This window comes from Azospirillum agricola (assembly GCF_017876095.1).
Taxonomy (GTDB): domain Bacteria; phylum Pseudomonadota; class Alphaproteobacteria; order Azospirillales; family Azospirillaceae; genus Azospirillum; species Azospirillum agricola.
In genome coordinates this window covers 56,029-71,253 of record NZ_JAGINM010000024.1, presented here as the reverse complement: position 1 = coordinate 71,253, position 15,225 = coordinate 56,029, and the positions used below count along the sequence as shown (strand labels likewise).

Genomic DNA, 15,225 nt, shown 5'->3' with positions numbered 1-15,225 from the left:
AAACGGTCTGACGATGGGGATTGGAAGAGAGTCAGACCGTCGCCGGAGGCGCGCGGGCGGAGAAGCCGGCGGCGGTGCCTGGACGGTGGAGCGGCGTCCGGGGAGGCCATGCGGCGGCCACGCCGGTCCGGGCCGGCGGCGGAACCGCCGGTCCGGTGACCGGGCCGAGCAGCTTGCCTCCGTCCACCGACAGGCAGATCGGGCAATGGGCGAGATGGTCGGAGGGCGAGGACGGCGTGTCCGGCGCGTCGTGCCCCGCCCTGTCGTGCCCCGCCCTGTCGGCGTGGCAGATGCCGGAGGCGAAGACGTCCTGGAGGCCGCCGTCGAGCGCGGCGAGCACCCGCAGCGACGGCGGCACATGCCAGCCCATGACCAGCGCGTGGGCGAGCAGGACCGCCACGGCGACCAGCGCCGCGACCGGATTCGGTCCCTTCGTCCACCCGCGCGTTTCCATGCCGGTGACTATGGCGGGCAACCATTCGCCTGCAAAGGGCGAAATGCGCGCCGCATCGCGCAACCGTCACACGGCCGCGCTTGCGCCGCGCGAAAGCCCCATGATAGGCGTCGGGCGGGGCGTTCCGCACGGCCGCCCCCGCCCATCCAGCCCGCTTCAGGAGGCACGCGTCGCCGATGACGGAGGTTCTTCGCCGCTACGGCCCGGTCCTGACCGGCGTGATCCTGCTGGCGGTGGCGCTGTGGCTGGCGCTGCTGGTCGTGCTGCCGCAGCTGATGATGGTCGATTTCTCCTTCCGGCCGTCGCTGCCGCCGTCCAGGCTCGGCGGGCCGGAGGACGTCTACACGCTCCGCAACTACACGACGCTGTGGACCAACCAGATCCATCTGGCGATCTTCCTGAAGACGATCTGGGCCAGCGCGCTGGTCACCGCCGTGACGCTGGCGGTCTGCTACCCGGTCGCCTTCTATCTGGCGCAGGTGGCGCCGAGGCGGCGGCTGCCGCTGCTGCTGCTGATGCTGGTGGTGCCCTTCTGGATCAACGAGCTGCTGCGCACCTTCGCCTGGTACATCATCCTCGCCTTCAACGGGCCGCTGAACGCCCTGCTGCTGGGGCTGGGGATCATCGACCAGCCGCAGCGCTTCCTCGGCGGCGACGCCGGGGTGATCCTCGGCATGGTCTACGTCTACATCCTGTTCATGGTGTTCCCGCTCTACAACGCCATCGAATCGCTCGACCGCAACCAGATCGAGGCGGCGCGCGATCTCGGCGCCGGCTGGCTGCGCATCCATTGGCGGGTGGTGCTGCCCCACGCCAAGCCGGGCATCGCGGTCGGCTGCATCATGACCTTCATGCTGGCCGCCGGCAGCTACGCCGTGCCGGCGCTGCTCGGCGGGCCGCAGAGCCGCTGGTTCACCGAGGTCATCTACAACTGGTTCTTCGAGGGCGGGAACTGGAACCAGGGGGCGGCCTACGCCTTCATCCTGCTGGTCCTGTGCATCGGCTTCATCCTGGCGGCGCTGCGGCTGTTCCGCGTCGGCTTGGCCGACATCGCCAAATGATCCGGCCCCGCAGACATCGCCACGTGATCGGCCCCGCCGACATCGCCAAGTGAGGGGCCGCCGATGAGCGCCGACCGTTTCCGCCGCATCCTGACCGGCTTCTACCTCGTGGTCTTCTTCGGCTACCTGTTCCTGCCGCTGGCGGTGATGGCGGCGGCGACCTTCAACACCAGCCGTTTCCCGACCGTGACCCCCTGGCTGGGCTTCACCCTCTCCTGGTTCTCGGCCCTGTGGGCGGACCAGCGGATGTGGTCGGCGCTGGGCACCAGCCTGATCGTCGGGGCGGGGGTCATCGCGCTGGCGGTGCCGCTGGGGCTGGCGGCGGCGCTGCTGCTCGACCGGCTGCACAGCCGCTCGAAGACCTTCCTCTACGCCGTGATGGTGTCGCCGCTGCTGACGCCGGGGGTGATCGTCGGCATCTCGACGCTGGTGTTCTGGCGGGAGTGGTTCGGGGTGACGGGGGGAATCTTCCTGACCGTCGTCGCGCAGTCCAGCTACATCGCCGCCTACGCGATGCTGCTGTTCTCGGCGCGGCTGCAACGGTTCGACACGGCGCTGGAGGAGGCGGCGCTCGACCTCGGCGCCACGCACGGGCAGGTGTTCCGGCGCATCACGCTGCCCTACCTGACCCCGGCGATCCTGTCGGCGGCCCTGCTGGCCTTCCTCCAGAGCTTCGAGAACTACAACACGACGCTGTTCGTGCGCGGGCTGGACACCACGCTGACGGTCTACATCGCGTCCAAGGTGCGCACCGGCCTGACGCCCGCGGTCAACGCGCTGTCGCTGATCCTGATCGGACTGACCATCCTGGGGGCGGTCGCCTACGAGATCCTGCGCCGGCGCGAGGCGCGCCGGCAGGCAGGGTCCGCAAGCCTGGCCGCCTGAGCGATGGCCGCCCGAGCGATGGCCGCTTGAGCGACGCGGAGGTTAGTCCTCGTCGGCCTCGTCGGCGTCCGACTCGATCTGCGAGGCGAGGTCGCGCAGCATGTCGATGACGTCCTGGTGGCTCGTCTCGTCGACGGCGGCGTTGACGGCGGCCTCGATCATGGCGACGGCGATGTAGGGGCCGAGCGGGCCGCCTTCCTTGATCGCCTCGTCCAGATGCTTCTCGGCGATCGACAGCGCCTTTTCGAACAGCGCTTCGGCCGTCTGGTTGGTGTCCTTGCTCATCTTGCGGTCCGTTGCGAAGGGTTGGTCGGACTCCAATAACACGCCCCCGCGCGGCTTGGCGCGGGAATTCGCGGGCGCGGGCGCAAATACAGGGGGGCCTTGCGCGGCCCCCTTGCGCAGCCCCTTGCAAGGCCCGGCCCGCTCGGTCACAGTCCCCCGATTGACCTTAACGGCATGTGACGGACATGAGCGAGCTTCCCGACCTGACCCGGCCCGAGCCCTACCGCTTCTGGTGGGAGGAGCGCGTGCGCTTCAGCGATCTGGACGCGCTCGGCCACGTCAACAACAACGCGATCGGGGTCTATTTCGAGCAGGCCCGCATCGCGATGGTGATCGAGGGCGGCGGCTTCCGCGAGGGGAACGACTGGACGGTCGTGCTGGCCCGCAGCGTGATCGAGTACAAGGCGGAGCTGCTCTTCCCCAACAGCATCCGGGTCGGCGTCCGGTCCTTGCGGGTGGGCAACAGCTCGCTGACCATCGGGGCCGGCATCTTCCTCGGCGACCGCTGCATCGCGACCCAGGAGGCGGTCTGCGTCACCGTCGACAAGGCGGCCCACCGGCCGACCCCGATTCCGGAATCGTTGCGCGCGGCGCTGGCGAGGGCGTAAAGGGGGCCGGTCGGTCCCTCTTCTTCTGATTCCAGGTCCTGTCCCATGAAGCGTCCCGCCCCCAAACGGCGCCCGGCCCCCGCGACGCGCGCCGAGCCGCGCGTCCTCGACGTCACCATCGCGGAGGTCGGCGCGCGGGGCGACGGCATCGCGTCGGCGGACGGACCATTGGAAGGGACGCGGCTGTTCGTGCCGCTGACCGTGCCCGGCGACCGGGTGCGCGTGCGCGTCGCCGATCCCGCCGGGCAGGGGGCCGGAAAAGGGGCCGGAAAAGGGGAGGGCGTGCGCGCCGAGCTGGTGGAACTGCTGGAGGCCGGACCCGGCCGCGGCGATCCGGCCTGCCGCCATTTCGGGCGCTGCGGCGGCTGCACGCTCCAGCATATGGACGACGGCGCGTACGCCGCCTGGAACGTCGCGCTGGTGCAAGGCGCGCTGGCGCGGGTCGGGCTGGGCGGCACGCCGCTGGTGCCGCTGTCGCGGACTCCGCCCGCCGCCCGCCGCCGTGCCCGCTTCGCGGCGCTGAAGCGCGGCAAGCGCGTGTGGTTCGGCTTCAACGAGCGGCAGAGCCACCGGCTGGCCGATCTGGAGGAATGCCCGGTGCTGGCGCCGCGCCTGCTTGCGCTCGTCGGGCCGCTGCGCGCCCTGCTGGCGGACGTGCTGCCCGAGGGTGGGGAGTGCGACGTCGTGGCGGCCGACCTTGAGGGCGGCGTCGACCTGCTGCTGGTCGGCCCGCGCGACCTCGGCCGCGCCGCGCGGGAAAGGCTGGTGGCCTTCGAACCCGAAGCGGTCGCCCGCATCGCCTGGCAGGCCGACGAGCGCGGAGCGTCGGAACCGGTGGCGAACCGGCGTCCGGCGGCCGTGCGTTTCGCCGGCGTTCCCATCGTGCCACCGCCCGGCGCCTTCCTCCAGGCGAGCGCCGAGGGCGAGGCGGCGCTGGTCGAAGCGGTCGTCGGGGCGGTGGGCGACGCGGCGCGGATCGCGGATCTGTTCGCCGGACTGGGCACCTTCTCCTTCCCGCTGGCGCGGAAGGCGGCGGTCCATGCGGTGGAGGGCGACGCGGCGGCGGTGGCGGCGGTCGGCCGGGCGGTGCAGGGGCTGCGCCTGACGGCGGAGCGGCGCGACCTGTTCGAGCAGCCGCTGACCGCGAAGGAACTGAACCGTTTCGACGCCGTGGTGTTCGACCCGCCGCGCGCGGGGGCCTCGGCGCAGGCCGGGGCGCTGGCGGCGAGCAAGGTGCCGCTGGTGGTCGGCGTGTCCTGCAACCCGGCGACCTTCGCGCGGGACGCGCGGATCCTGGTGGACGGCGGCTACCGGCTGGCGCGGGTCCACCCGGTGGACCAGTTCCTGTGGTCCGCCCATGTGGAGCTGGTCGGCGTGTTCGAGCGGGGGTAGGCGCGAGCCCCGTGCCCCCCAATCCTCCCCCGCCGGGCGGGGGAGGGGGCTGGCTCAGTCCAGTTGCAGGACGATGGCCTTGAGGTAGGCCGATTCCGGCAGGTTCGGGTGCACCGGATGGTCCGGCCCGGCCCCGGCGCTGCGCAGGATGCGGCCGGTCCGCCCGGCGTCGGTCAGCCCGCGCGCCACCTGCTCCGCGAAGGTCGGCGGATCGACGTTGTGGCTGCACGACCCGCACAGCAGATAGCCGCCCGGCGCCGTGATGCGCGCGGCCAGCTTGGCCATCTTGCGGTAGGCGCGGCAGCCGACCGCCAGATCCTTCTTGGCCTTCACGAAGGCCGGCGGGTCGGCGACCACCACCTGGAAGGTCTCGCCGGCGGCACCCAGCCGCTCCATCTCGTGGAAGGCGTCGGCGCGGCGCGCCTCGAAGCGGTCGGCGACGCCGTTGGCCTCGGCGGCGCGGGCCGCGTTCTCCAGCGCCAGCGCCGAGCGGTCGACCGACACCACCGACGTCGCCCCGGCCACCGCGCACTGGATGCCGAAGCCGCCGTTGTAGCTGAAGAAGTCGATGGCCCGGCCGCCCTTCGCCAGCGCGGCGATGAAGGCGCGGTTGTCGCGCTGGTCGTAGAACCAGCCGGTCTTCTGGCCGTCGAGCGGGTTGGCGAAGAAGACCGCGCCGTTCTCCTCCAGCCGGATCGGGCCGTCGATCACGCCCTTGACCAGCCGGGTCTCCTCCGGCAGCCCCTCCAGCGCGCGCTGGGTGCTGTCGTTGCGCAGGATCACCGCGCGCGGGGCCAGCACCTCGTCGATGGCGGCGAGGATGGCGTCGATCCGCAGATCCATGAAGACCGAGTTGGCCTGCACCGTCACCACGTCGCCGAAGCGGTCGACGATCAGCCCCGGCAGCCCGTCGGCCTCGGCGTGGACGACCCGGTAGTAGGGCCGGTCGAACAGCCGGTCGCGCAGTTCGACCGCGCGCTTCAGCCGCCCCGTGACAAAGTTGTGATCGACCACCGTCGCCGGGTCGTTCGACAGCATGCGCGCGGCGATCAGCGTGTGCGGGTTGAAGGTGGCGATCCCCAGCGGCGTGCCGCCGGCGTCCACCAGCCGCACCGGGCTGCCCGGAGGCACCGCCTTGGCGGCGGTGTCCATCTGGACCTCGTTGGAATAGACCCAGGGGTGGCCTTGCAGGACGCGCCGCTGGCGGCTGGCCTGAAGATGGATCGTCGGGTATTTGACGGGCTTGGAGACGGTGTCGGTCATGGCGCCGCATCCTAGCGGCAAATCGGCGCCGCGCAACGGTTCTGCGCGCCACCGGCGGGGTGCGGGCGCCCGCAGGTCCGGCGCCCGTTCATTCGGCGCCCGTTCGTTCGGCGTCGCGCAGCCCGGCCGCCGCGACGCGGTTGTCGTTCACGCCGTCGACCGCCTTGCACAGCCGGATGGTCTCGTGCCGGTGTCCCTGGACGATGAAGCTCTGCGTGATCGGATTGTTCGTTGTGCCAGCTGATGAATAACGCTCGGGGAGCGTGGTGTGGATGGCGGTGCAGCCCAGCCCGCGCGCCAGGCCGTCCATCGCCCGCAGCAGGGTGGCGGCCACCCCGGCGACGTCGAACAGATCGAGCACGACAAAGTTCTCGACCGACATAACGCGACCGTGGCGGAGGTCGTCGTCGATGGCGTATGAGAACAGCCCGTGGAGGTAGCCGTGCGCGTTCTGGACCGTCATGATGCCGGTCCGCGACACGGGGCTGCCGCCCGCAGCGTCGTTGGTCCCGCCATTGGTTCCCCCATTGGTCAGGCCATTGGCGTCCAGGACCGCTGCGGCAAATGCGCGCCATTGCTCCACGGCGAGACCGGGGGCGATCACGCAGACCAGCGGGTAAGCCTGGTCAATCTGACGTCGACCAAGGGGTTTCGCGATGAAACTGTCGTCCATTTCCGTCCGGCCGATTGCAAGGACACTGAACGATGGCAGCCGCCGGGCGGAAGGGTCGTTGACATGGATCAATGTTGCTGCGGCCACCCCTACACATAGTGGGAATATTGGAGGCAGGCGCGCTCGGCGTCGGTCTACGCGCACGCCTGCGTAACCTGCCCCCCTCCTTAACAGTACGTACCCAGCGGTGGTGCAACCCAGAAGGCGCGGTTTCCGGCCGCCCGGGGCAAACGGGAGAGATTGTATGACATCAGCGACTCTGACTTCAGGGGCCACCCTGGGCAGCCAGCGGGTGTCGGAAGACGTGCGTTACCACGAGGACGCCATCCGACTCTTCGTGATCGCTGCGACGTTCTGGGGCGTGGTCGGCTTCCTGGCCGGCACCTTCATCGCGCTTCAGCTCGCGTTTCCGGCACTTAATCTCGGGCTGGAGTGGACCAGCTTCGGCCGCCTGCGGCCGGTCCACACCTCGGCCGTGATCTTCGCGTTCGGCGGCAACGTTCTGTTCGCCACCTCGCTCTATTCGGTGCAGCGCACCTGCCGCCAGTTCCTCTTCGGGGGCGAAGGGCTGGCCAAGTTCATCTTCTGGAACTACAACGTCTTCATCGTGCTCGCGGCGCTGAGCTACGTCCTGGGCTACACCCAGGGCAAGGAATACGCCGAGCCGGAGTGGATCCTCGACCTCTACCTGACGGTCATCTGGGTGCTCTACGCCATCCAGTTCGTCGGCACGGTGATGACGCGGCGCGAGTCGCACATCTACGTGGCGAACTGGTTCTTCCTGGCCTTCATCCTGACCGTCGCGGTCCTGCACATCGGCAACAACGTCAACGTGCCGGTGTCGCTGACGGGCATGAAGTCCTACCCGTTCGTCTCGGGCGTCCAGAGCGCCATGGTCCAGTGGTGGTACGGCCACAACGCCGTCGGCTTCTTCCTGACCGCCGGCTTCCTCGGGATCATGTACTACTTCGTCCCGAAGCGCGCCGAGCGTCCGGTCTACTCGTACCGCCTGTCGATCGTGCACTTCTGGACCCTGATCTTCCTCTACATCTGGGCCGGCCCGCACCACCTGCACTACACCTCGCTGCCGGACTGGGCGCAGACGCTGGGCATGACCTTCTCGGTCATGCTGTGGATGCCGTCCTGGGGTGGCATGATCAACGGCATCATGACCCTGTCGGGCGCCTGGGATAAGCTGCGCACCGACCCGGTCCTGCGTTTCCTCGTCACGTCGGTGGCCTTCTACGGCATGTCGACCTTCGAGGGCCCGCTGATGTCGGTGAAGCCGGTCAACGCCCTGTCGCACTACACCGACTGGACGGTCGGCCACGTGCACTCCGGCGCGCTCGGCTGGGTCGCCTTCATCTCCTTCGGCGCCATCTACTTCCTGGTTCCGGTCCTGTGGAAGCGCTCGCAGCTCTACAGCCTGCGTCTGGTCAGCTACCATTTCTGGACCGCCACCATCGGCATCGTGCTGTACATCACCGCCATGTGGGTGTCGGGCATCATGCAGGGCCTGATGTGGCGCGCCTACGACAACCTGGGCTTCCTCCAGTACTCCTTCGTCGAGACCGTCGCGGCCATGCATCCGTTCTACGTGATCCGCGCGATGGGCGGTGTCCTGTTCGTCGCCGGCGCCCTGATCATGGTCTACAACCTGTGGCGCACGGCGAAGGGTGATGTCCGCATCGAGAAGCCCTACGCCTCCACCCCGCACAAGGCGGCGGTCGGCGCGGCCTAAAGCCCAGGAAGGATGCGAGAGAAATGGCTCAGGAAAAAAAGGGCTTCAGCCACGACCTGATCGAGCGGAACACGCTTCTGCTCATCGTGTTGACGCTGATCACCATCTCGATCGGCGGTCTGGTGCAGATCGTCCCGCTGTTCACGATCGAATCGACCATCGAGAAGGTGGATGGGGTGCGTCCCTATTCGCCGCTCGAGGTGGCCGGCCAGTCGATCTATATCCGTGAAGGCTGCTACAACTGCCACAGCCAGCAGATCCGTCCGTTCCGCGACGAGGTCGAGCGCTATGGCCACTACTCGCTGGCGGCGGAGTCGATGTACGACCACCCGTTCCAGTGGGGCTCCAAGCGCACCGGCCCGGATCTGGCCCGCGTCGGCGGCAAGTACTCCAACGACTGGCAGGTCGCCCATCTGGTCGATCCGCGCGCCGTCGTGCCGGAATCCATCATGCCGGGCTACGCCTGGATGAAGGAGCGTCCGCTGCAGTACACCGACATCGGCGACGTCCTGAAGACGCTGCGGATCGTCGGCGTCCCCTACACGGACGAGCAGATCGCCAACGCCAAGGCCGACCTCGAGGCGCAGAAGAACCCGGACGCCGACACGGCGGGCCTGGCCAAGCGCTACCCGAAGGCCGTCGTGGCGAACTTCACCGGCAACAAGACCGTCACCGAAATGGACGCTCTCGTGGCCTACCTGCAGGTGCTGGGCACCCTGGTGGACTTCACCAAGTACCAGTCGCCGAAGCAGCTCCAGCAGTAATCGGGGGAGGAATCCATGGACTTGGATTCAATCACGGTGATGCTTCGGTCGTTCTGGACGGTGTGGTTGATGCTGCTGCTGACGGGCATCCTGGTTTACGCCATGTGGCCCGGCAACCGCCGCTCCTTCGACGACGCCTCCCGGATCCCGCTCAAGGATGATGGTCAGGAGTTTTAGGCCATGGCACAGAAAATCAAGGACGAACTGTCCGGCGTCGAGACCACCGGCCACGAGTGGGACGGGCTTCGCGAGCTGAACAACCCGCTGCCCAAGTGGTGGCTGTACATCTTCTACGTCTGCATCGCCTGGTCGCTGGTGTATTACGTCCTCTACCCGGCGTGGCCGCTGGGCAAGACCTACACCAAGGGCCTGCTGGGCTATTCGCAGCGCGAGGAGCTCGTCACCAAGCTGGCCGACGCCAAGGCCGGCCAGGCCAAGTACCTGACCGCCATCGCGGCCAAGTCGGTCGACGAGATCCAGAAGGACAAGGATCTGCTGAGCTTCGCCATGGCGGGCGGCCGGTCCTACTTCAACGAGAACTGCGCGGCCTGCCACGGCGCCGGCGGCCAGGGGGCCAAGGGCTTCCCGACGCTGGCGGACGACGTCTGGCTGTGGGGCGGCACCACCGCCGACATCTACCAGACCATCCAGCACGGCATCCGCTCGGACGACAGCGCCACCCGTGGCGTGCCGGGCACCGGCATGACCGCCTTCGGCAAGGACGGCATCCTGAACCGCGAGCAGATCGATCAGGTGACGGACTACATCCTGTCGGTGAACGGGAAGCAGGCCGACGCCGGCAAGGCCGACAAGGGCAAAACCGTCTATGACGAGAATTGCGCGGCGTGCCATGGCGACCAGGCCCAGGGCTCGGTCGCGGCCGGTCTCGACGGTGTCGGCGCTCCGCCGCTGAAGCAGGCCAACTGGCTGTTCGGCGGCGACAAGGCCACGCTGGTGGAGACGGTCACCAACGGCCGCGCCGGCGTGATGCCGGCCTGGTCGAAGCGTCTGGACGACGCGACGATCAAGTCGCTGGCCGTCTACGTCCACAACCTGGGCGGCGGCAAGTAAGCCGGTCCAGGGTTTTGGATGATCGTGAAAGCGCCGGGGAGGACACTCCCCGGCGTTTTTCTTTGGCCGGATCCTGTTGGGAAAAGAGGGTTTTTGACACGGATGAACACGGATGACGGCCGGCCGGCGCCCCTCCGTCATCCGTGGGCGGGCGAAGCCCGCATCCGTGTTCATCCGTGTCAGGAGCACTCCTTCCGGCCACCGAATCGCGGGCCGGGGGCGCGGCTTGATCCAGCGCAATGCTCCTGCGGCATTCCGCCGCCATAGTGGCCCCACGCGCCCCTCCCATGTTGCTGCGGGCGTCTGCGCCCAACCGGCCCCCAACCGGCCGCCGCAGGTACCCGACGGGAAGGCGAGGGAATGAGCACGGTCACGGAAACACCGAAGGTCAAGAAACGCACCGCGCAGTCGCTGTTTCTCAAGCAGTCCAAGGTCTACCCGAAATCCGTCCATGGCCGCTTCCGCCGGATCAAATGGGCGGCGCTGGCCGCCATGCTGGCGCTCTACTACGTCCTGCCCTGGATCCGCTGGGACCGCGGGCCGGGCGCGCCCGACCAGGCCGTGCTGCTCGACATCGAGCACCGGCGCTTCTACCTGTTCTTCATCGAGCTGTGGCCGCAGCAGATCTACTACCTGACCGGCGCCCTGATCCTGGCGGCGCTGGCCCTGTTCCTGGCGACCTCGCTGGCCGGGCGGGTGTGGTGCGGCTACGCCTGCCCGCAGACCGTCTGGACCGATCTGTTCGTCTGGGTCGAGCATCTGGTGGAGGGGGAGCGCGGCGAGCGCATCCGGCTCGACCAGGGCAAATGGACGGCGCGGAAGCTGGGCCGCAAGCTGGCGAAGAACGCCATCTGGCTCGGCATCGCGCTGGCCACCGGCGGCGCCTGGATCTTCTACTTCACCGACGCGCCGACGCTGCTCGGCCAGCTGGTCCGCTTCGAGGCGTCCTCGACCGCCGTCGGCTTCATCGCGCTGTTCACCGGCACCACCTGGCTGCTGGCCGGCTTCGCGCGCGAGCAGGTCTGCACCTACATGTGCCCGTGGCCGCGCTTCCAGTCGGCGATGATCGACGAGGACAGCCTGATCGTCACCTACCAGGAGTGGCGCGGCGAGGGCCGCGCGCCGCTGCGCAAGTCGCAGGGCTGGGAGGAACGCGAGGCCGCCGGCCTGGGCGACTGCATCGACTGCTTCAACTGCGTCCAGGTCTGCCCGGCGGGGATCGACATCCGCGACGGGTTGCAGATGCAGTGCATCGGCTGCGGGCTGTGCGTCGACGCCTGCGACGAGATCATGACGAGGATCGGCCGCCCGACCGGGCTGGTCACCTTCGACACCCAGACCCGGCAGAGCGCGCTGGCCGCCGGCGACACGCCGCCGGCCCACCGGCTGCTGCGCCCGCGGGTGATCGTCTATGCGCTCGGCATGCTGGTGGTGGGCGGCGCCATCGTCGTCGGGCTGGCCCTGAAGCCGGGGCTGGACATCAGCGTCCTGCGCGACCGCGCGCCGCTTTATGTCGCGCTGGCCGACGGGTCGGTGCGCAACGCCTACACCTTCAAGATCGCCAACATGACCCGCGACCCGCGCGACTACGCGCTGACCGTGGAGGGGCCGGCCGGCGCCACCCTCGCCGTCGCCGGGGAGGGGCAGGAGGAGCGGGCCGCCAGCCGGCGGCTGAGCGCCGCCCCCGACATGGTCGCCACCTATCGCATTTTCGTGACAGCGCCGCGCACCGCCTTGCAGGCGCCGTCGCAGCCGCTCACCCTCACCCTCACCTCGGCCAACGGGGAGACCGCGTCCTACCGGACGGTCTTCATGGGGCCGACCAACTGACCGATTCGTGATACGGTCCCGCGCACCGAAGGCCCAAGCGAGCATGACCATGACCTCGACCACCGGAAACCGCCCCACCCGCATGCCCCGCCAGCCGGGCTGGTACATCCCCTGGCTGTTCGTCGCCTTCTTCGGGGTGGTGATCGCGGTGAACGGCGTGATGCTGCATTTCGCCTTCTCCTCCTGGACCGGGGTGGAGACCGAGGGCCACTTCATCAAGGGCCTGAACTACAACGACGACATTGCCGGTGCCCGCGCCCAGGAAGAGCGCGGCTGGAAGGTCGACACCGAGTTCACCAGCACCGAGCCGCGCAAGGCGCTGGTCGCCCTGACCCTGCACGACAAGTTCGGCAACCTGCTGAAGGACGCCAAGGTCAGCATCGCGCTGATCCGCCCGACCAGCCAGGGGCATGACGTGACGATGGAACTGCCCTATCTGGGCGAGGGCCGCTACGCGGCGCCGGTCGAGGTCGCGCTGGAGGGGCAATGGGATCTGCGGGTGGTGATCCAGCACGCGACCGGCGACTACCAGAGCCAGAAGCGCGTCTGGGTGCAGTGACCCGGCCGCCGATCTCCGCGCTCCGCGATTTTATTGGCGCTGCTTTTCCGGGCGCTGTTTTTTCCGGGTGATGTGACATGACCGTCTGCCTCCATTGCGGGCAGGAGCACGCCGAGGCCGCGGGCACCACCGCGTCCGACGGCGCCGGCCCCTTCTGCTGCACCGGCTGCGCCGCCGCCTACGACCTCGTGCGCGGGCTCGGGCTGGAGCGCTACTACGACCGCCGCAGCGTCGATCCCGCCGCGCGGCCGCTGCGCCCCGACGACGACGCCCCGTCCATCGACTACACCCAGCACGCGCGCGAGGCGGAGAACGGCGGCCGCAGCCTGCATCTGATGATCGACGGGCTGCAATGCGCGGCCTGCGTCTGGCTGATCGAGACGGCGCTCGGCCGTCAGCCCGGCGTGGCGCAGGCGCGGCTGAACATGACGACGCGGCGCCTGACCGTCCGCTGGAACCCGGAGGAGACCGACGCCAACGCCGTGGTCGGCACGGTGAGCCGTCTCGGCTACCGCGCGGTGCCCTTCGACCCCGAACGGCTCGGCACCGCCCAGCAGAAGACCGAGAAGGAGCTTCTGCGCTCGATGGCGGTGGCCGGCTTCGCCATGGGCAACGTCATGCTGCTGTCGGTGTCGGTGTGGGCCGGCCACAGCCAGGGCATGGGCACCGCCACCCGCGACCTGATGCACTGGATCTCGGCGCTGATCTGCATGCCGGCCATCGCCTACGCGTTGCGGCCCTTCGCGCGCTCGGCCTTCGCGGCGCTGCGGCGCGGGCGCACCAACATGGACGTGCCGATCACCATCGGCGTCATCATGACGACGGGCATGAGCCTGTTCGAGACGATCAACAGCGGGCCGCACGCCTATTTCGACGGCTCGGTGATGCTGCTGTTCTTCCTGCTGATCGGGCGCTACCTCGACCAGCGCGCGCGGGGCCGGGCGCGCTCGGCGGGGGAACAGCTGCTGGGGCTGCGCGCCAACGCGGTCACCGTGCTGCGCGCCGACGGCACCAGCGCCGTGGTGACGCCCGAGCAGGTGGCGCCCGGCACCAGCATCCTCGTCGCGGTCGGCGAGCGCATTCCGGTGGACGGGCAGGTGGTGGAGGGCGTCTCCGACCTCGACACCGGCCTGATCACCGGCGAGACGGTGCCCGGCACCGCGCGGCCCGGCGACCGGGTCTTCGCCGGCATGCTGAACCTGACCGCGCCGCTGCGGCTGACCGTCTCGGCGGTCGGCGAGGGCACGCTGCTGGCCGAGATCGTCCGCCTGATGGAGGTGGCCGAGCAGGGCCGCGCCAAATACGTCGCCATCGCCGACCGGGTGTCGCGCCACTACGCCCCGGTGGTGCATGTGACGGCGCTCGGCACCTTCGTCGGCTGGACCCTGCTGATGGACGCGCCCTGGCAGGTCGCGATGATGAACGCGGTCGCCGTGCTGATCATCACCTGCCCCTGCGCGCTGGCTTTGGCGGTGCCGGTGGTCCAGGTGATCGCCAGCGGCCGGCTGATGCGGCAGGGAACCCTGCTGAAGAGCGCCACCGCGCTGGAGCGGCTGGCCACCGTCGACACCGTGGTGTTCGACAAGACCGGCACGCTGACCGAGGGGCGGCCGGTGCCGCAGCTCGACGGCATCCCCGAGCCGGAGTTGCGTCTGGCCGCCGCGCTGGCCGGGGCGAGCCGCCACCCGCTGGCGCGCGCGCTGGCCGCGGCGGTGCCGGGCGTGCCGGTCGCGGCGGGGGTGCGCGAGATCCCTGGCGCCGGTCTGGCCTGCGACACCGCCGATGGCGAGGTGCGGCTGGGCAGCCGCCGCTTCACCGGCGCGCCCCTGGACGCCGAGGACGGGGCCGGGCCGGAGATGTGGCTGGCGCGGCCCGGCGCCGAGCCGCGGCGCTTCGTCTTCCTCGACGCCCCGCGTCCGGACGCGGCGGCGGTGGTCGCGGCGCTGAAGGCGCGCGGGCTGGAGATCCGGCTGCTGTCGGGCGACCGGCGCGGCGCGGTGGCCTCGGTCGCCGAGCGGCTCGGCATCGCCGACTGGCGGGCGGAGCAGACCCCGGCCGACAAGACCGCCGTCCTGGCCGAGCTGGCCGGGCAGGGCCGCACCGTGCTGATGGTCGGCGACGGGCTGAACGACGCCCCGGCGCTGGCGGCGGCGGCGGTGTCGATGTCGCCCTCGACCGCGGTGGACGTCAGCCAGACCGCCGCCGACGTGGTGTTCCAGGGCCGGCTGCTGCGGCCGATCGTGGAATCGGTCGAGGTGGCGCGGCGCTCCGGCCGGCTGGTGCGCCAGAATTTCGCCATCGCCCTGGTCTACAATCTGTTCGCGGTGCCGCTGGCGGTGGCCGGCCTGCTGACTCCCCTCCTGGCGGCCTTGGCGATGTCGTCGTCGTCGCTTATCGTCATTCTCAACGCGCTGCGGCTGGCCCGCGGCGCCGTGGTCAAGGATTTGGGTGATGGACGAGCTTCTCTATCTGATCGGGATCGCGGTCAGCCTGGGCGGTCTGGGTCTGGCGGCGTTTCTGTGGGCGCTGAAGTCCGGCCAGTTTGAGGATCTCGACGGGGCGGCCCACCGTGCCCTGTTCGACGACGACGCGGCGGCCCCGACGTCCAAGAGCACGCCCGAGCGTCAATAAGCCTTTCG

The 15,225-nt window shown here is 69.6% G+C and carries 16 protein-coding genes; 12 read left to right on the top strand and 4 right to left on the bottom strand.

Annotated elements, in window-relative coordinates; genetic code table 11:
* Positions 1-31: 31 nt before the first annotated feature.
* Complete coding sequence (locus tag J2847_RS27620; protein WP_209781970.1) at positions 32-454, bottom strand: DUF2946 domain-containing protein; 423 nt, start codon at positions 452-454, stop codon at positions 32-34.
* Positions 455-630: 176 nt separating this feature from the next.
* Between J2847_RS27620 and J2847_RS27615 the strand changes: the two genes are divergently transcribed.
* Together J2847_RS27615 and J2847_RS27610 are read left to right on the top strand one after the other, a co-directional pair.
* The gene (locus J2847_RS27615) at positions 631-1,515 is read left to right on the top strand and encodes an ABC transporter permease (RefSeq protein WP_209781969.1); all 885 of its coding nucleotides are present in this window, start codon (positions 631-633) and stop codon (positions 1,513-1,515) included.
* 63 nt (positions 1,516-1,578) lie between these two features.
* Positions 1,579-2,400 (top strand): ABC transporter permease, encoded by an 822-nt coding sequence (locus J2847_RS27610; RefSeq protein ID WP_209781968.1) that lies wholly within the window; start codon positions 1,579-1,581, stop codon positions 2,398-2,400.
* 42 nt (positions 2,401-2,442) lie between these two features.
* Here J2847_RS27610 and J2847_RS27605 read toward each other — a convergent pair whose 3' ends face one another.
* Positions 2,443-2,685, bottom strand: a complete 243-nt coding sequence (locus J2847_RS27605; RefSeq protein WP_085555774.1) for a hypothetical protein — start codon at positions 2,683-2,685, stop codon at positions 2,443-2,445.
* A gap of 185 nt (positions 2,686-2,870) precedes the next feature.
* Between J2847_RS27605 and J2847_RS27600 the strand changes: the two genes are divergently transcribed.
* Both J2847_RS27600 and J2847_RS27595 read left to right on the top strand, forming a co-directional pair.
* Positions 2,871-3,293, top strand: a complete 423-nt coding sequence (locus J2847_RS27600) for an acyl-CoA thioesterase (protein WP_209781967.1) — start codon at positions 2,871-2,873, stop codon at positions 3,291-3,293.
* Between the two features lie 45 nt (positions 3,294-3,338).
* Entirely contained in the window at positions 3,339-4,685 is a 1,347-nt protein-coding gene (locus J2847_RS27595) for a class I SAM-dependent RNA methyltransferase (RefSeq protein ID WP_209781966.1), read from the top strand.
* Between the two features lie 54 nt (positions 4,686-4,739).
* On the opposite strand, the gene J2847_RS27590 is transcribed toward J2847_RS27595, so the two are convergent.
* Both J2847_RS27590 and J2847_RS27585 read right to left on the bottom strand, forming a co-directional pair.
* On the bottom strand, positions 4,740-5,948 hold the full coding sequence (locus J2847_RS27590) for a class I SAM-dependent rRNA methyltransferase (protein ID WP_209781965.1): 1,209 nt from the start codon (positions 5,946-5,948) through the stop codon (positions 4,740-4,742).
* Positions 5,949-6,036: 88 nt separating this feature from the next.
* Positions 6,037-6,621 carry a hypothetical protein gene (locus J2847_RS27585; protein WP_209781964.1) on the bottom strand — a complete coding sequence of 195 codons (585 nt, stop codon included), beginning with the start codon at positions 6,619-6,621 and terminating at the stop codon, positions 6,037-6,039.
* Between the two features lie 244 nt (positions 6,622-6,865).
* On the opposite strand from J2847_RS27585, the gene ccoN reads away from it, so the two are divergent.
* The 8 genes from ccoN (at position 6,866) to ccoS (ending at position 15,217) form a co-directional block, all read left to right on the top strand.
* Positions 6,866-8,362, top strand: a complete 1,497-nt coding sequence (gene ccoN, locus J2847_RS27580; RefSeq protein WP_085555779.1) for a cytochrome-c oxidase, cbb3-type subunit I — start codon at positions 6,866-6,868, stop codon at positions 8,360-8,362.
* A gap of 23 nt (positions 8,363-8,385) precedes the next feature.
* Positions 8,386-9,126 (top strand): cytochrome-c oxidase, cbb3-type subunit II, encoded by a 741-nt coding sequence (gene ccoO, locus J2847_RS27575; RefSeq protein WP_085555780.1) that lies wholly within the window; start codon positions 8,386-8,388, stop codon positions 9,124-9,126.
* Positions 9,127-9,141: 15 nt separating this feature from the next.
* Positions 9,142-9,303 carry a cbb3-type cytochrome c oxidase subunit 3 gene (locus J2847_RS27570; protein ID WP_085555781.1) on the top strand — a complete coding sequence of 54 codons (162 nt, stop codon included), beginning with the start codon at positions 9,142-9,144 and terminating at the stop codon, positions 9,301-9,303.
* A 3-nt stretch (positions 9,304-9,306) separates the two neighbouring features.
* Complete coding sequence (gene ccoP / locus J2847_RS27565; RefSeq protein WP_209781963.1) at positions 9,307-10,197, top strand: cytochrome-c oxidase, cbb3-type subunit III; 891 nt, start codon at positions 9,307-9,309, stop codon at positions 10,195-10,197.
* Positions 10,198-10,557: 360 nt separating this feature from the next.
* Positions 10,558-12,027 carry a cytochrome c oxidase accessory protein CcoG gene (gene ccoG, locus J2847_RS27560; protein WP_209781962.1) on the top strand — a complete coding sequence of 490 codons (1,470 nt, stop codon included), beginning with the start codon at positions 10,558-10,560 and terminating at the stop codon, positions 12,025-12,027.
* Positions 12,028-12,076: 49 nt separating this feature from the next.
* Positions 12,077-12,586, top strand: a complete 510-nt coding sequence (locus J2847_RS27555; protein WP_233474837.1) for a FixH family protein — start codon at positions 12,077-12,079, stop codon at positions 12,584-12,586.
* 77 nt (positions 12,587-12,663) lie between these two features.
* The gene (locus J2847_RS27550) at positions 12,664-15,132 is read left to right on the top strand and encodes a heavy metal translocating P-type ATPase (protein ID WP_209781960.1); all 2,469 of its coding nucleotides are present in this window, start codon (positions 12,664-12,666) and stop codon (positions 15,130-15,132) included.
* Positions 15,056-15,217, top strand: coding sequence for a cbb3-type cytochrome oxidase assembly protein CcoS (gene ccoS, locus J2847_RS34350; protein ID WP_223677946.1), 162 nt, complete (start codon positions 15,056-15,058; stop codon positions 15,215-15,217). The genes J2847_RS27550 and ccoS overlap by 77 nt, the downstream gene beginning before the upstream one ends.
* Positions 15,218-15,225 lie beyond the last annotated feature (8 nt).

Coding starts and splice junctions, on each gene's coding strand:
- J2847_RS27620 (WP_209781970.1), bottom strand. CDS start 454: ATGGAAACGCGCGGGTGGACGAAGGGACCGAATCCGGTCGCGGCGCTG.
- J2847_RS27615 (WP_209781969.1), top strand. CDS start 631: ATGACGGAGGTTCTTCGCCGCTACGGCCCGGTCCTGACCGGCGTGATC.
- J2847_RS27610 (WP_209781968.1), top strand. CDS start 1,579: ATGAGCGCCGACCGTTTCCGCCGCATCCTGACCGGCTTCTACCTCGTG.
- J2847_RS27605 (WP_085555774.1), bottom strand. CDS start 2,685: ATGAGCAAGGACACCAACCAGACGGCCGAAGCGCTGTTCGAAAAGGCG.
- J2847_RS27600 (WP_209781967.1), top strand. CDS start 2,871: ATGAGCGAGCTTCCCGACCTGACCCGGCCCGAGCCCTACCGCTTCTGG.
- J2847_RS27595 (WP_209781966.1), top strand. CDS start 3,339: ATGAAGCGTCCCGCCCCCAAACGGCGCCCGGCCCCCGCGACGCGCGCC.
- J2847_RS27590 (WP_209781965.1), bottom strand. CDS start 5,948: ATGACCGACACCGTCTCCAAGCCCGTCAAATACCCGACGATCCATCTT.
- J2847_RS27585 (WP_209781964.1), bottom strand. CDS start 6,621: ATGGACGACAGTTTCATCGCGAAACCCCTTGGTCGACGTCAGATTGAC.
- ccoN (WP_085555779.1), top strand. CDS start 6,866: ATGACATCAGCGACTCTGACTTCAGGGGCCACCCTGGGCAGCCAGCGG.
- ccoO (WP_085555780.1), top strand. CDS start 8,386: ATGGCTCAGGAAAAAAAGGGCTTCAGCCACGACCTGATCGAGCGGAAC.
- J2847_RS27570 (WP_085555781.1), top strand. CDS start 9,142: ATGGACTTGGATTCAATCACGGTGATGCTTCGGTCGTTCTGGACGGTG.
- ccoP (WP_209781963.1), top strand. CDS start 9,307: ATGGCACAGAAAATCAAGGACGAACTGTCCGGCGTCGAGACCACCGGC.
- ccoG (WP_209781962.1), top strand. CDS start 10,558: ATGAGCACGGTCACGGAAACACCGAAGGTCAAGAAACGCACCGCGCAG.
- J2847_RS27555 (WP_233474837.1), top strand. CDS start 12,077: ATGACCTCGACCACCGGAAACCGCCCCACCCGCATGCCCCGCCAGCCG.
- J2847_RS27550 (WP_209781960.1), top strand. CDS start 12,664: ATGACCGTCTGCCTCCATTGCGGGCAGGAGCACGCCGAGGCCGCGGGC.